This is a genomic window from Spirosoma validum, assembly GCF_014699035.1.
GTDB lineage: Bacteria > Bacteroidota > Bacteroidia > Cytophagales > Spirosomataceae > Spirosoma > Spirosoma validum.
Window position 1 is genome coordinate 192,232 of record NZ_JACXAA010000007.1, and the last position, 14,016, is coordinate 206,247.

Annotated in this window: 17 protein-coding genes and 1 tRNA gene; 9 read left to right on the forward strand and 9 right to left on the reverse strand. The window is 48.3% G+C overall.

Annotated elements, in window-relative coordinates; translation table 11 throughout:
• The first annotated feature begins 53 nt into the window (after positions 1–53).
• Positions 54–470, forward strand: coding sequence for a hypothetical protein (locus tag IC230_RS19425; RefSeq protein ID WP_191040704.1), 417 nt, complete (start codon positions 54–56; stop codon positions 468–470).
• A 60-nt stretch (positions 471–530) separates the two neighbouring features.
• Here IC230_RS19425 and IC230_RS19430 read toward each other — a convergent pair whose 3' ends face one another.
• The 9 genes from IC230_RS19430 to IC230_RS19470 all read right to left on the reverse strand — a co-directional run bounded on the left by IC230_RS19430 (position 531) and on the right by IC230_RS19470 (position 8,187).
• On the reverse strand, positions 531–824 hold the full coding sequence (locus tag IC230_RS19430; protein WP_191040705.1) for a hypothetical protein: 294 nt from the start codon (positions 822–824) through the stop codon (positions 531–533).
• Between the two features lie 209 nt (positions 825–1,033).
• Complete coding sequence (locus tag IC230_RS19435) at positions 1,034–1,663, reverse strand: superoxide dismutase family protein (protein WP_191040706.1); 630 nt, start codon at positions 1,661–1,663, stop codon at positions 1,034–1,036.
• Between the two features lie 457 nt (positions 1,664–2,120).
• Positions 2,121–2,207, reverse strand: a tRNA-Ser gene (locus IC230_RS19440).
• Positions 2,208–2,293: 86 nt separating this feature from the next.
• Positions 2,294–3,418, reverse strand: coding sequence for an asparaginase (locus tag IC230_RS19445; protein WP_191040707.1), 1,125 nt, complete (start codon positions 3,416–3,418; stop codon positions 2,294–2,296).
• Between the two features lie 62 nt (positions 3,419–3,480).
• Entirely contained in the window at positions 3,481–4,287 is an 807-nt protein-coding gene (locus tag IC230_RS19450; protein WP_191040708.1) for a TatD family hydrolase, read from the reverse strand.
• 86 nt (positions 4,288–4,373) lie between these two features.
• Positions 4,374–5,381 carry a glycosyltransferase family 2 protein gene (locus IC230_RS19455; protein WP_191040709.1) on the reverse strand — a complete coding sequence of 336 codons (1,008 nt, stop codon included), beginning with the start codon at positions 5,379–5,381 and terminating at the stop codon, positions 4,374–4,376.
• On the reverse strand, positions 5,368–6,015 hold the full coding sequence (locus tag IC230_RS19460) for a polysaccharide deacetylase family protein (RefSeq protein ID WP_191040710.1): 648 nt from the start codon (positions 6,013–6,015) through the stop codon (positions 5,368–5,370). The genes IC230_RS19455 and IC230_RS19460 overlap by 14 nt, the downstream gene beginning before the upstream one ends.
• Before the next feature lie 76 nt (positions 6,016–6,091).
• Positions 6,092–7,213 (reverse strand): glycosyltransferase, encoded by a 1,122-nt coding sequence (locus IC230_RS19465; RefSeq protein ID WP_191040711.1) that lies wholly within the window; start codon positions 7,211–7,213, stop codon positions 6,092–6,094.
• Positions 7,210–8,187, reverse strand: a complete 978-nt coding sequence (locus IC230_RS19470) for a lysylphosphatidylglycerol synthase domain-containing protein (protein ID WP_449451371.1) — start codon at positions 8,185–8,187, stop codon at positions 7,210–7,212. Before IC230_RS19470 ends, IC230_RS19465 begins: the two co-directional genes overlap by 4 nt.
• 46 nt (positions 8,188–8,233) lie before the next feature.
• Between IC230_RS19470 and ruvC the strand changes: the two genes are divergently transcribed.
• From ruvC to IC230_RS19510, 8 genes are all read left to right on the forward strand, one after another.
• Entirely contained in the window at positions 8,234–8,824 is a 591-nt protein-coding gene (gene ruvC, locus IC230_RS19475; protein WP_191040713.1) for a crossover junction endodeoxyribonuclease RuvC, read from the forward strand.
• A gap of 10 nt (positions 8,825–8,834) precedes the next feature.
• Complete coding sequence (locus IC230_RS19480) at positions 8,835–9,530, forward strand: response regulator transcription factor (RefSeq protein ID WP_191040714.1); 696 nt, start codon at positions 8,835–8,837, stop codon at positions 9,528–9,530.
• Positions 9,527–10,891, forward strand: coding sequence for a HAMP domain-containing sensor histidine kinase (locus IC230_RS19485; RefSeq protein ID WP_191040715.1), 1,365 nt, complete (start codon positions 9,527–9,529; stop codon positions 10,889–10,891). The genes IC230_RS19480 and IC230_RS19485 overlap by 4 nt, the downstream gene beginning before the upstream one ends.
• Before the next feature lie 200 nt (positions 10,892–11,091).
• The gene (locus IC230_RS19490; RefSeq protein WP_191040716.1) at positions 11,092–11,478 is read left to right on the forward strand and encodes a hypothetical protein; all 387 of its coding nucleotides are present in this window, start codon (positions 11,092–11,094) and stop codon (positions 11,476–11,478) included.
• 193 nt (positions 11,479–11,671) lie between these two features.
• Entirely contained in the window at positions 11,672–11,839 is a 168-nt protein-coding gene (locus tag IC230_RS19495) for a Sec-independent protein translocase subunit TatA/TatB (protein WP_191040717.1), read from the forward strand.
• A 73-nt stretch (positions 11,840–11,912) separates the two neighbouring features.
• Entirely contained in the window at positions 11,913–12,665 is a 753-nt protein-coding gene (locus tag IC230_RS19500) for a dioxygenase family protein (RefSeq protein WP_191040718.1), read from the forward strand.
• A gap of 77 nt (positions 12,666–12,742) precedes the next feature.
• A complete protein-coding gene (locus IC230_RS19505) occupies positions 12,743–13,267 on the forward strand; it encodes a hypothetical protein (RefSeq protein ID WP_191040719.1) in 525 nt (174 codons plus the stop codon).
• A 10-nt stretch (positions 13,268–13,277) separates the two neighbouring features.
• Complete coding sequence (locus IC230_RS19510; RefSeq protein WP_191040720.1) at positions 13,278–14,009, forward strand: pirin family protein; 732 nt, start codon at positions 13,278–13,280, stop codon at positions 14,007–14,009.
• Positions 14,010–14,016: the final 7 nt, after the last annotated feature.

Below are 14,016 nucleotides of genomic sequence, written 5' to 3' on the forward strand. Positions count from 1 at the left end.
GCTAAACATTAATGCTCACTGTGAGTACTTACTTTTTGTACTCTTCAACGTTTATGAATACTTCCGGACAATGGGTAGCGATGCTAACCGAAGATGAAGATGATTATTTATTTTGGCAATATGGGTTTAAAGCCTGGGCAGCCCACTTCCGATTGGAATGGTTTGCCACGGGGAACGCCTTTTTTGAGCGCCAAGCCTTACAACAAAACAGACCCGGCGCGCTGCTGCTGAATGGATTAATACCCTTGAGTGAAGAGCCCAACTGGTTAGCGAAGATTCTAAAGCACGTATGCTGCCAGGGACTGAATGTCATTATTCTGGCAGACCTGTTTCCAGATGATCAGCGCCAAATGTACATGTCGCTAGGCGCGGTCGAATGTATGATACTGCCCACTACTCAACGAGAACTAGAGCAGGCCGTTCGGAAAATAATCGCCTATACAAATTCGAACCTAACAGAGTTGGAATGAGATAATGATTTGCCATTTGCGACCAAACCCGTCAATCATTAGGCGAGCATTGCTCAACCCTTACTCCTGTTTAAGCTGCAATCGGCTGGTAGCCTGAACTTCATCTAAGCCGTTACCTGGCCAGGATGGAGACATGTGTTTACGCTTCTCCCTGCGTCCATGTCGTGCCCAGTAGACGAGTCTTGCTGCCAGTACTGCAATAAGCATAGCCACTCCAAATAGCAAACAGGAAAACGAAAGAAGCAGGAAAGCGCCAGTCAATAAATCGGTTTGCTCGAACAAGCTACGGGGTGCAACGGGCAAAACAGGGTCGCCTATCCCCGGAATCAGGGTAGACTTGATAAAGGCGTTCATAGGGGTTGTATCCGGTTGTAATGCCAAATTACTAACCTAGACGTTAGTTACCTAATTAAAATTAGCTTATTGATTGAAAGCACTATGCACTGGCATTCAGGATACGTAGCTAAGAGCGAAGCTTTATAGGCAAAAAAGCGCCCATTCCTGAGCGCCTGATCGTTAAGCCAACCTGGCACAGATGTCTGTTGATAGGCTCTTTGTAATCTTTACTTACGCACAATGACACCCCCGGCAATTCGACCACCGCTGTTACCCGACGGATCGGTTTTTTGATCATCGACGCTGGCGTGAATAATAAGTGAAGAACCGTTGCCATCAAACAACGTAGTAGGGCCGTCACTTAGCGTTATTCGATTAGTAGTCGTTTCCAGACTACCCGTACCCTGGCTATCGACAATTAGATTGGGCAAATCGCCCGCATGTGTACCATCGGGATTCTCTAAGCCATGTTTCCGACTAGCTGGGTTGTAATGTTCTCCCGACGATGAGAAGGCAGGCGATGACTTAGGATCGGCAACACCCACTTCATGAAAATGAATACCATGGATGCCGGCCGGTAAGCCTTTTACACTTACCTTGAGCGTAACCATACCCTTGCTGTCTTCAGTTAGTTCGGCTGTACCCACACTAGCTCCACTGGTATTAACCAATGCAACTGTAGCCGAAGGCGTAGCCACGTCGTTATGATCGGCGCAACTAATAAGCAGGCTAGCACAGCCAAATGTCAGGCCAAATCCTAAACGAATACATTGCCTACCAAACGAATTTGATTGCTGAATAGTTAGTTGACTTATGTCTGGCTGAGTTTTGCGTGAATTTAGAAGAGTTTTCAACATACAAATGATATAAATTTAGTAGTTCGATAGGAAAAGTAGAAAGTGAAGAAATTTGTTTAGAACAGTTATATAAAATAGCTCCCTCCCAGACCAACTAACTCAGCTTTAATAAAAATGAGAACGACAGTTTCTCGAAGAATCTACCGTTTAGTTAATTTCTGATATTATATAAAATCAATTAGGTGACATAATAAAACCGGTAACGTCTAAAACGATAACTAATCATATTATTCCAGCAGCATATAACCGATAACAGATATAATAATGCATACTATCCAGGATGTAATCGATAAAGCGAAAGAATATTTAATTCAGGGAATAAGTCCGGACGAAGCTATCCGCAGAGCCATTAATACGATACCAAAGCCTGCTAGTAAGCGAAATTGGCTAGGTACACAAAAACCCGCTCATACTAGCGGGCTTCGAGTGGCTAAAATAACCGTAATACATAAATGAGCAGAGAGCGAGGGATTCGAACCCCCGGTACCCTTGCGAGTACTTCTGATTTCGAATCAGACCCGTTCGACCACTCCGGCAGCTCTCTATAGTCGTTATACCCCGATCGAAATCGGAGTGCAAAGATGCACGTTTGTCGGTAAAAACGCAATTACGTCTTTACAAAAGTTTGCCTTATTCACTCATCTCCCCACTAATCGACTGAGCCAGAAGCTTCCTCACGTTTATGGGGTCACGCTCATGCCCTAATACGACCATTAATTTAGTAATGGCGGCTTCGGTTGTGATGTCAGCTCCGCTCACGACACCAATCTGTTTAAGTTCTTTACTGGTCTGGTACTGCCCCTGCGTCACACGGCCGCCCTCACACTGCGATACGTTGAATAAAACGACGCCACGGTCAATAGCCTCTTTTAGGGTATCTAGAAACCAACTGTCGGTAGGCGCATTACCCGCCCCAAAGGTTTCAATCACGACACCACGCAGGTTCGGAATGTTCACAATAGATTCGACCACGGGCTGAGTTATCCCCGGAAAAATCTTTAGAATCGTTACGTTCGGGTCTAGTTCGGTACGGATCGTAAGTTCCTGATTGGGTTGATACGGCTGAATGAACGGGCGGTTGTAGTAGATACTAACCCCAGCATTGGCCAGATTCGGATAATTTTCAGAGGAGAAGGCGTTAAACTGCACGCTCTCCCGCTTGGTAGAACGATTACCACGTAGCAATAACGAATTAAAATACACGCACACTTCCGATACGACGGGTTGCACACTTTTTTGAGCATTGGTGTCAGTCGATTCCACGGCGGCCGATTCCACGGCGGCCGCGATTTCAAGGGCAGTGACGAAATTTTCGCGGGCATCACTACGGGCTACCCCAATTGGTAACTGTGCGCCTGTCAGAATAACGGGTTTGTTCAGGCCCACCAGCATAAAACTCAGCGCCGACGCCGTATACGCCATGGTATCAGTGCCGTGGAGAATGACGAAACTGTCGTACTGATCATAATACTGCTGAATGATTTGCGCCAGTTCGACCCAAACCGATGGCTTCATGTTCGATGAGTCGATAATATCGTCCAGTGTTAGAAGAGTAATCTCGAAATCAAGACGATTGAGTTCAGGCAGGCGATCCAATACGCGCTCAAAATCGAAAGGAACAAGCTGGCCTGTTTTCTGGGGACCAGCAGTACGGTCATAAACCATACCGAACGTACCACCGGTATAAATCACCAGCACCGACGCACGCGGTTGGGCAAAAGAATTCGGGTTAACTCGAACGGTTTTATAGGGCACTATGATGAATGATGAATGATGAATGATGAATGATGAATACTACAAAAACAAGTTATTGCTCATTATTCAGGCAGTAGGTTCGTATACAGCGCTGGCAATAACGATAGGGCATTGGCAGTGGTGTGCCGCGCTACATCGTCGATGCTGATTTGTTTAAGATCGGCGATACGTTGGGCAATAAGTCGTATGTAAGCCGGTTCGTTTCGTTTACCCCGGTGCGGCACGGGAGCCAGATACGGCGCATCGGTTTCAAGAACCAGATGTTCCAGTCCCACATGCGGGATCACTTTATCTAACCCCCCGTTTTTGAACGTACTCACTCCACCAATCCCTACCTTGAAACCCAGGTCAATGGCTCGATTGGCTTCATCAAGCGTTCCGACGAAGCAGTGGAAAATACCGGTCAAGCCCGGAAAGGCGAGTTTTTCGATCAAATCAACGGCTTCTGCGAACGCGTTACGTTCGTGACCTGAGCGTGTGTGCATCGAAACGGGCAGTTTTTGTTCGGCAGCCCAGCGCAACTGCGTCTCGAAAGCCACGAACTGCTGTTCGACATAGGTCATGTCCCAGTAAAAATCCAGGCCGATTTCACCAACAGCCATAACTGCATTACGATTCAAAGCATCTTCAACAGCTAACAGCTCCTCCTCAAATGTCTCGTTAACGTAGCCAGGATGTAATCCCATCATGGGTAGGCAACGATCCGGGTACTGGTCAGCGAGAGCCATCATACCGGCTATTGTTTCGCGAGCACAATTCGGCATCCAGATTTGGCTGATCTGTTGTTTGTCAGCCTGTTCGAGCATCGCGATTCGGTCGTCCTCAAACTGGGGATCGTAAATATGGGCGTGGGTATCGATTAGGGTCATATCCGTATAGGAGTGAAGAATGAAGAGTGAAAAGTGAAGAATAGGCTGACGCAAAATATTCTTCACTTTTCACTCTTCATTCTTCACTAGTTATATTTTCTTCCTTTCCACTCGATCGGTGTTGGCAGGAGGTAAAAAAGCACCGCCAGTGGGCCGATGATAAGCTGGTAAATTTCAAAAGGCAACACATACGGTAACAAGCTGGTTCGGCGCAATCGGCCTAATCCAAAGGAAATTACGGTCGTCTGAACGAATAGTTTCACTACGTATAAGCTTACTGCCAAGACCGGATAAAACCAGCCGAGCAGGATCAGCAGTGGTCCAGCCAGATATTGTCCATAGAGCGAAACAACCATCCAGACAGGCAAATCTGTCGCTCCCCGCATCCATCGTTTTCGCTGATGCAAAAACTGCCGGAACGTATCAACAGGCTTTGTCTGGGCCAGTACCTGTTCATTCAGCAGGTTTCGGAAACCGTATCGTTTTTTTACAACGGCCTGGAACAGGGCATAATCTTCTACCACCGAAAATGGCAATGATTCGTACCCGCCAACGGCATCGTAAGCGGCACGACTCACAGCCATGTTGTTGCCCATAGCTGTAACGGGGATACCCATACTGCTGACTAAATGGGTTAACGTCAGATTATATAGCCAGTCAATCGTCTGGAGTTTGTGGAACAAAGCTGGGCCTTCGGGCAGCGTAACACCTGTTACAACACCAACTTTTTGGGTGAGGTGTCGGCTTATTTCGGTAAGCCAGTTGGGCGAAACCTGCGTGTCGGCATCCGTAAAAAAAAGGGAATGGCCCCGGGCGTGCTTAACTAACTGCGCCAGCACATTGGCCTTTCCGCGTAAACCTGTAATGGCGTCGGAAATATTGATTAATCGATAGTTAGGCTTATCAGCGATAAAGTCAGTAACAACAGCCTGAGTCTGGTCAGACGATTGATCATTACCGATCAGCACTTCTACAGCGTCGAGAGGAACGTAGTGGAGCTGAGAAATAGCCTGTAGGCAAGCCATAATGTTCGTTTCTTCGTTACGAGCCGCAATCAGAATGCTAATACTAGGCGAACGGTCAGTAACCAGCATAAATAGGCTGCGGAACGGCACGGAACGAGTAGCCACGTGCAGCAAAGTGAGCCAACATCCGAGGCAGCACGTAGCGCATCGTTGGCCAGGCTTTCACACTGTCGTGAAAAACAACGATCGAACCCGGTTTGGTATAATGAATCGTTTTGCGAAGACACACGTTGGGTGCTAGACGACGGTCAAAATCACCGGTCAGTACGTCCCACATCACAATCGAATACTCTTCGATCACTTCGGCCACCTGCGATTTTTTTATCCGGCCATAAGGCGGTCGAAACAAAGCCGTTTCAACGCCCAATTGCTCTTGGCATTTTTGGATATTTTCCAGATAGACCTCATCATCGGTTTTCCAGCCGTTGAGGTGATTAAACGTATGATTACCCACCATGTGGCCCGCTTCAAGCACCTGATACAGTACTTCCCGATGTTTGCGAACGTTATCGCCGATGCAGAAGAATGTAGCCTGAGCCGCAAATTTATCCAATTGCTCCAGCACAAATTCCGTTACGTCCGGAATTGGACCATCATCGAAGGTCAGGTAAATCGTTGGCTCGACCTCATCGTCAATCTTCCACCAGAACTCAGGATAGACCGTTCGGAGCAAAAAATTCGATTTATGGAGAAAGAAAGACACTAAAGCCTATGGTTTATAATTTGTAGTTTACAGGGTCATAATTTAAAAAACTATGAAGAGCAAACCACAAACAGGGTTAACGTAACGTTCGTCCTTTCCAGACATACCCTTTTCCCTGAGCCACCAGCCCGAAGAAAAGAACATAGATCGGGTAGATCAACTGTGTCAGCGGAATAATCCCCACCGACGATTTTTTTTGTAAAAAAACAAGAACTTGTCGTAAAAACAAAAACTCAGGAATTGCTTTTAGCCCTATAACGACCAGAGTAACGTTTCCGTTTAAAAAACCGAGCCACCAGCCCCAAACAGCTATCACAGGGGCCGCATTACTCAGAAAAACAAACACCGCCAGCAACGAAGGCAGTATGCTGTTGTAAGCCCGCCACTTACTGGCCCAGCGTTTGCGCTGATTGTAAAACGCACGCCACGAATGATGCGGCTGCGTCCGGACAATCGCGTCTGGGTTTTTCAGAAACTGAACGCCGTAAGGATATCGGTCCGCAATTTTGTGCATCAGGAACTCATCATCGCCCGAGGCTAAGTGATCAACGCCCGCAAAACCGCCCACTTCGGCAAATACTTCGTTTACGTAACAAAGATTGGCACCGTTGCACATGGTCGGAAAACCGAGCGTCATCGTACAGGCTCCCGTACCGATCAGGCTGGAAAACTCCACTATTTGCAACGAGTCAAAAATTGTCTGTTCGGTTGTAAAGGTTACGGGACCCGATATCAATTTTGCCCCAGTTTGTACGTGACACGTAGCAAACGCAGTCAGCCAGCCCGGCCCAACGCGACAATCGCCATCCGTTGTCAGAATAAGATCGCCCGTCGCCAGTGCGATGCTCTGGGTAATCGCCCGCTTTTTTGGGGAAGCGGTATGTTCATTGGATAAGGGCAAAGGGCGGAGGGCATAAGGGGCTCGCGGGACGTATTGCTGAACAATGGACAACGTAGCGTCGGTAGATGAATCGTCGGCAACGATTACCTCGAAATTCGGGTAGGTCTGCTGGCTAAGATCGTCCAGCAATTGACTAATCGTATTAGCTTCGTTCCGCACGGGAATCACTACCGTAATACGTGGACCATTGGGTACCGTTTTGGTTGTTTGCACGGTTGGCAATCGCAGCCAGGTAACCCAGAGCGTCAGGGTAAAAAGTGCGTAGAGCAGGCTAACTACCAGCAGAAAAATCGTCATTCGGTTGTTAGTTTCAGTTTCCAGACCCAAATTAGTCCTACCAGCACCGGCGTCAGAACATTAGCGACCCAGAGGGTCAACGTAGCCGTTAGCAGCACCGACGTTGAAACGGTATCATTGGTTTGCGAAAACGGTTCAAATACCCACAATGAAGCGGCTTCCCGAACGCCGAGATCACTCAGCAGATTGAAGGCGGGGGTAATTGTTTTCACCAAGAACACCAGACCAATGCTGGAGGCAGAGAGCCCCGCCGAAAGGTGTATGCCTACCAACCGCATGACTAAATAAAACTGTACCGAGAAAACGACGTAACGTAACGCAGCCACACCTAAAGCCTGGGCAATTTCACGATCTGAATACAACCCCGCTACGTTCCAGTAGTCAGTGAAACGACGTAGCCCGGGTCGCTTTTCGAGCCAACGAACCAGTCGCTGACGTGTCAGCCCAAACACAATGCCACCCGCGGATAAAGCCACGAGTATAACCAGCAGCCACTGCCCGGCTATGTTGTTACGTATTGGCACAACCGTTATGTGATGTGCCCATGCCACGGCTCCAAACACTAATGCTACGTAGAATTGCATTCCGCCCGACACTAACGAAGCCCCCACGGCCTCGGCTCGATGCGTACGTAACGAAAGTACGCGTCCAGCGGTATCACCCAGCAGGGCGGGTAACGCAAACCCCAACGCAACACCCGCTAAGACGCCTTTGTACGCCTGCCAGTAGGTCGACTTTTCAATTCGTTGCAGTAAGATCTGCCATTTCAGCGCTTCAAAGCCCCAGTTGACGGGTGTGAGTAAAAATAATCCGGCGGCCCATTGTTCGGGATGTTCGACGGCTGTAATCTGTTCGCGCACAAGGGTCCAATCGAACGGTTGTTGTTGCAGCACATACCCGATGTAGATCAGGAGTCCAGCAAAAACAGCGGTTTTTAGCCAAAAAGTGAATTTTTTACCTGGTTTCAGCGACAAAACAGAGGAGAAAACGTTACTTTGCAAAGAGTACAACACCCCAATCATGATTATCACGCCCAAATCCACCGACATTACCAAAGAGAAAATCATTCTCGGCGTAGACCCCGGTACGCAAATTGCCGGTTACGGTATCATCTCGGTGAAAGCAGGCGCCATGACCATGATTCAGTACGGCGTCGTTCAGTTGAGCAAATATACGACCTACCAACTGAAGCTCCAGAAACTCTACGAAACCATCCTGCGGCTGATCGACGAATACCATCCCGATGAGATGGCTATCGAAGATCCGTTTTTTGGAAAGAACGTTCAGGCCATGCTCAAGTTGGGCCGGGCGCAGGGCGTTGTGATGGCAGCTGCATTGTCGCGCAATATTCCGATTGTGGAGTACGCCCCCCGGCGGATCAAGCAATCGGTAACGGGCAACGGAAATGCAACCAAGGATCAGGTGTCGCACATGGTCAGTCATTTGCTGAAAGAAGACTTGGACCCCAAATTTTTCGACGCTACCGATGCGTTGGCCATTGCCGTTTGCCACCACTTTCACGAAAATGCCTTACCGGTTGCTCCCGGTAAAAAGAACAAAAAAGGAGCCTGGGGTGCGTTTGTGAGTGAGAATACCGGCCGGGTGATGTAACCTTCTGTGTATGACTAACAGCTCCAGGCCCCATCTTCTGGTCGTTGAAGACGAAATTAAAGTCGCTACGTTTATTAAAAAGGGCCTGGAAACGCAGGGATATTCGGCTGACGTAGCGCACGATGGCCGCCAGGGGAAACAGATGCTCAATACGAATGAGTATGATCTGGCGATCCTGGACGTTAATCTTCCTTTTGTCAGTGGGTTAGAGCTAGCGCAGTATATCCGTAGCCGCAACAAACCCATCCCGATTCTGATGCTAACGGCATTGGATACGACCATCGATAAGTTGCTGGGATTTGAAGCGGGTGCTGATGATTATTTGGTAAAACCCTTTGAGTTTCTGGAACTGCTGGCTCGGGTGCGGGCCCTGCTACGTCGGATCGCTCCGCCCGAAGAAGTCGACCGGGTATTGCGCGTGGCCGACCTGGAACTGGATCGTGATGAGCGCGTCGCCCGGCGCATGGGCAAAACCATCGATTTAACCGCCCGCGAATTTGCTCTGCTCGAATACCTCATGCGAAACGCCGGACGGGTTGTGTCACGCGTGGATATAGCCGAACAGGTCTGGGACGTTGGCTTCGACACAGGCACGAACGTAATCGACGTGTATATCAGCTATTTACGAACAAAAATAGATAAAGATGCGCCCGTTAAGCTTATTCACACGCTGGTCGGCATGGGTTATGTTTTGAAAGAAAAATGAGCATACGTAACGGCCTGACGCTTCTGTTTACCATCATTGTGTCATCGATGCTGGTCATTTTCTGTCTATTCATCTACGCCATCACGTCTCAGCACCGCAAAAAAGATTTCCAAAACCGGCTAAAAGCTGAAGCCAATACGTCTGCCGAACTTTTGTTTGGCCAGGAAACCATTAGCCCGACGTTGTACAAGCTGCTGGATAAGAACCAGATCACGGTGCTTCCTCACGAAGAACTGATTATTTATAACGATCAGAACAAGATCATTTACGAAAGTGGTAGCGATTACCTGACCATTGCCCCCACGACGTTAGCGCAGGTTCGTCAGCAAAAGGAAATTTACTGGCAGGAAGGCGACCGCGAAATCGTAGGGAGTTTGTTCGTTGACGAATCAAAACGGCTGCTGGTTTTCACATCGGCAGTAGACATTTACGGGCTTGGTAATCAACATAATCTGGCTATTGTTCTGGGAATTGGCTGGGGCTTTATGACAGTGCTAATGCTGGTCGTTGGGCGTTATTTTTCCGGTCGATCGCTGGAACCCATTAGTCGGATTAACCAACGTATAGACGAAGTGAACGCTTCGCAATTGTCATTACGACTGCCCGAAGGACCGCACCCCGACGAATTGACACAGTTGGCCCGCCGATTCAACCGGATGCTCGACCGACTGGAAGAGGCATTCCGGATGCAGCGTGCCTTTGTCAGCCATGCGTCTCATGAGCTCCGAACTCCTTTGACGACTATTACCGGCCAACTGGAAGTCTCATTGTTAGCTGACGAAAACCCCGACGAACTGCGCGCTACGTTACATTCCGTGCTGGAAGACGTCCGGGGACTTAATCGACTGACCAACGGGCTTTTAGGGCTCACAAAAGTCAGCATGGACGAGTCGGCGGTACCGATGAGTATCGTCAATATCGATACGTTGCTGGAGCAGGTACGCACCGAAGTTCAGCGGCTGAATCCTACGTACGCAATTCAGGTAAGCGTCGTCCCTCTCCCCTTTTCTACGCGTGGCTGGCAACTGACGGGAAATGACGCTCTTCTACGTACTGCCTTGTTTAACCTGATGGAAAATGGGGGAAAGTTCTCACCCGACCATACCGTTTTTGTTGAGCTCACGGCCACGGGAAAAGCCACCAGGGTAACGTTTCAGAACCACGGACCCGTTATTTCTGCCGATCAACTGCCCGATATTTTCGTTCCGTTCCGACGAGGTGATAATGCCATTGGAATACCCGGCTCGGGCATAGGTCTTTCGCTTACGGAACGTATTATACGTTTGCACCAGGGCACGATTACCGTCGAATCAACGAATGCCATGGGCACGATCTTTACGCTCACGTTTCCGGTGATCTAGAGGTCATTTTATAGCTTCCTCAGCTGTTTATCGGGCTTTTTTGATTGAGTTGGCCTTGCTTTATCCACGTTTTCTAATCTCATTCTAATGTGCCTCTAACACGAGCCTAACGCTAAGGTCGGACCTTTGTGTTGTCAACGTAGCAGCCGATCATCGGATACGCTTGTGGCATGGATTACACATTAATTCGCTCAATAATCATGAAAACGCTCATATTCACTCTCGGCATCATAGGTTTAACGGTTTTAACGGCAAGTGCGCAGGACGACCGCAAACTACGCAATGACGTTACGTACTCGACGCATAACTATAAACACGCCAACAAAGCGGCTACGGCTAAACGATGGACTACGGATAAGAGTCTGGAGGTTACTCCTCCCTCAACCGCTGTCAATCAACTGGCCAATTACAAGCACCAGATGCCTGGGCTAACACCTGTAGGTGGTGTTGTGCTTCCGCATACGCTCCAAACCGATGTAGCATCACGGAATTACAAAATTCAGCGCGTCAGTGAGCCAGTTCCCGAATCAACACAGGAAATTTCAGCAAAACCACAGTCAAAAGAAACATCAGCCGGTAACGAGTAATCGACCTGCCGATGTTTACAACACCCCGATTCTCTGAGTCGGGGTGTTTTTTTGTGCCCACTCACTCATTCACCGACAGAATTGATGTGTTTACCTACAAGTGAAGATAGCGTGCAACGAAACCACCCCTTTTTGCGCTAATAGATTAAAACGGGATTTACTAACCCGATCTTATCTTACTAACATCAGGCTTATGTTTGGCTTAGGCACCTCTGAAATTGTTCTGATTCTGTGCACCATTCTCTTATTTTTTGGTGCCAAAAAATTACCCGAATTAGCGCGTGGTCTGGGAAAAGGTATCCGGGAATTTAAGGATGCGACTCAGGACGTTAAAGACAGCATCAAGGATGTTTCGGCGTAAGGTCTCCTTAGGCTCTGTCAATGAATCATTCATTTTCTAAAATTGTCATTCTACTACCCTCATTTCCAACCTCATGGAACGTAAAGAATTTTTAAAACGCGGATTCGGTAGTTTATTAGGTATAGCTGCCATTGCTCCTCTCGTAGGCGGATGCAGCAAAACAGAAATTGATCCAACGACAACAACAGGCACTGGAACGAGCACCTCAACGGGGTCAACGAACGGTAGTTCATCCAGCAACTGTACGGTTACCAACAGCGAAACAGAAGGGCCTTTCCCAACCAAAAGCCCAGCCAGCTACGTTCGGAAAGACATCACCGATGGTCAAACCGGAATAGGGTTTACGATGAACATTACCATCAAAAATGCCAACAGCAGCTGTGCTGCATTAGCCGGTGCCCTGGTCGATGTCTGGCATTGCGATAAGGCAGGTAACTATTCCGAATACGGCGGCACCGGGATGCAGAGCACGAATTATACGAGTGTTCACTTCCTGCGTGGTCGTCAGACAACTGATGCGAACGGCCTGGCCGCTTTCACCTCAATTTTTCCAGGCTGGTATTCAGGACGGGCCCCTCACGTTCACGTGCATATTTACAATTCATCCGGTAAATCGTTGCTGGTCACTCAGATCGCTTTCCCGTACGATATTACCAATACGGTCTATACGACGGGGCAGTCGTATGGCTACACCAAAGGTGCTCAGGATACGCTTAATGAAAAGGACAATGTGTTCGGGGATGGCTATACCAATGAGTTAGCGACCGTTTCAGGCAGTCTGTCGGGTGGATACACCCTGACGCACACCATTGTTGTTAGTGCCTGAGTGGGGTACATTATTGAAACATGAACTACAAATTGCCTCTTTTGTGAGGCAATTTCAGTTAATATTCTGGCTGTCGTATGGTAAAAGGCATCATCCGCTTGAGTTATCGAAAAATCATCGATGCAACCTCCCAAAAACTGTGGGATAAATACGTCTTCGATGACACGTACATGGAGTTTTACATGCAGGCCCAATCGTATAACCAGGAAAATAAGTACACTACGTTTCAGGAGTTGCTGGATAACGTACCGAATGCCGATCGACTTCATAATCAAACCAGTGCAGCCGCAATCGGTTATATCCGTCAGCTGAATGGACTCATTCCTGAGGTCGCCAATACGTCCGGAAAACTATGCCTGCCGTTTACGCAATTCAAATTTGAGATTATCCAGTCGCACGTTCAGAACAAAGAAGCGCACCGCATTGCTATTATCTTCTTCAGTGAGCCACTAACCTGGCTCGACACGATCGACAACACGCTGTTGATTACCTATGGCGACCAGCGCGAGGTAATACAGGAAGGCAAAGCGATCGATACCGACATGATCATACTGCAACCGTATTTAAGTATTTCGTCATTCCAGAACGGAGGAGCCGCCTAACGAACAGTGTATGGATACGCAAACCCAGGCCCAGATTTATTTAGCTGATCAGCGCGGCACTTCCCAGATTGATCATTTCCGGAGTTATCACAATTTCAACTTTGGTCAGTACTTCGACGAAAGTCGCCAACCGTTCGGTGCCCTGCAACTCCTGAATGACGATCTGTTAAAGGCGGGGCACAGCGTCCGTATGCAGGTAGAAGGCAATACAGAAGTTGTTCTCATCCCGCTTGTTGGTGGGCTCGAGTACAAAAGCGATGTCGGTGACGGGTTTCTGGAAACGGGACAAGCGCAGATTTTTTCGTTGACCAGTGGTATGGCTTACGAAATCATCAACCCATACGAAACCGAGTGGATCAACTATGTAGTGATTTGGCTTGCGAATACATCTCCGGCTTTCTCAGCAGCCTTTCAGAAGTTTCCGTTCGACCTCCAAACGAAAAATGAGCTGTTGCCCCTTTTTGACGAAAACAACACGAAGCCAGAGCAAGTATTTTGCGGTTTTATTGGTCGGTACGACGGGCGGGAAGAAGGTATTTATAAAGTATCGGAATCACAACCCGATCAACCCGCCAGGGGAGTTTTTGTCTTTGTTTTAAGTGGGGCTTTTGAAGTACAAAACCGACTGCTCCACGAGCGGGATGGACTGGCGTTGCTGGATATACAGAATAACGTAGTGGATTTCGAAGCGCTGTCGAACGACGCCCTTCTTTTGTTGCTGGAGGTTCCCATACATCAATAATCACGTC

What these genes read in the sequence shown, in the direction of transcription:
- IC230_RS19425 (WP_191040704.1), top strand. Translation starts at nt 54, where the DNA reads ATGAATACTTCCGGACAATGGGTAGCGATGCTAACCGAAGATGAAGAT.
- IC230_RS19495 (WP_191040717.1), top strand. Translation starts at nt 11,672, where the DNA reads ATGTTTGGCTTAGGCACCTCTGAAATTGTTCTGATTCTGTGCACCATT.
- IC230_RS19430 (WP_191040705.1), bottom strand. Translation starts at nt 824, where the DNA reads ATGAACGCCTTTATCAAGTCTACCCTGATTCCGGGGATAGGCGACCCT.
- IC230_RS19510 (WP_191040720.1), top strand. Translation starts at nt 13,278, where the DNA reads ATGGATACGCAAACCCAGGCCCAGATTTATTTAGCTGATCAGCGCGGC.
- IC230_RS19435 (WP_191040706.1), bottom strand. Translation starts at nt 1,663, where the DNA reads ATGTTGAAAACTCTTCTAAATTCACGCAAAACTCAGCCAGACATAAGT.
- IC230_RS19450 (WP_191040708.1), bottom strand. Translation starts at nt 4,287, where the DNA reads ATGACCCTAATCGATACCCACGCCCATATTTACGATCCCCAGTTTGAG.
- IC230_RS19500 (WP_191040718.1), top strand. Translation starts at nt 11,913, where the DNA reads ATGGAACGTAAAGAATTTTTAAAACGCGGATTCGGTAGTTTATTAGGT.
- IC230_RS19455 (WP_191040709.1), bottom strand. Translation starts at nt 5,381, where the DNA reads ATGCTGGTTACTGACCGTTCGCCTAGTATTAGCATTCTGATTGCGGCT.
- IC230_RS19480 (WP_191040714.1), top strand. Translation starts at nt 8,835, where the DNA reads ATGACTAACAGCTCCAGGCCCCATCTTCTGGTCGTTGAAGACGAAATT.
- IC230_RS19485 (WP_191040715.1), top strand. Translation starts at nt 9,527, where the DNA reads ATGAGCATACGTAACGGCCTGACGCTTCTGTTTACCATCATTGTGTCA.
- ruvC (WP_191040713.1), top strand. Translation starts at nt 8,234, where the DNA reads ATGATTATCACGCCCAAATCCACCGACATTACCAAAGAGAAAATCATT.
- IC230_RS19490 (WP_191040716.1), top strand. Translation starts at nt 11,092, where the DNA reads ATGAAAACGCTCATATTCACTCTCGGCATCATAGGTTTAACGGTTTTA.
- IC230_RS19465 (WP_191040711.1), bottom strand. Translation starts at nt 7,213, where the DNA reads ATGACGATTTTTCTGCTGGTAGTTAGCCTGCTCTACGCACTTTTTACC.
- IC230_RS19505 (WP_191040719.1), top strand. Translation starts at nt 12,743, where the DNA reads ATGGTAAAAGGCATCATCCGCTTGAGTTATCGAAAAATCATCGATGCA.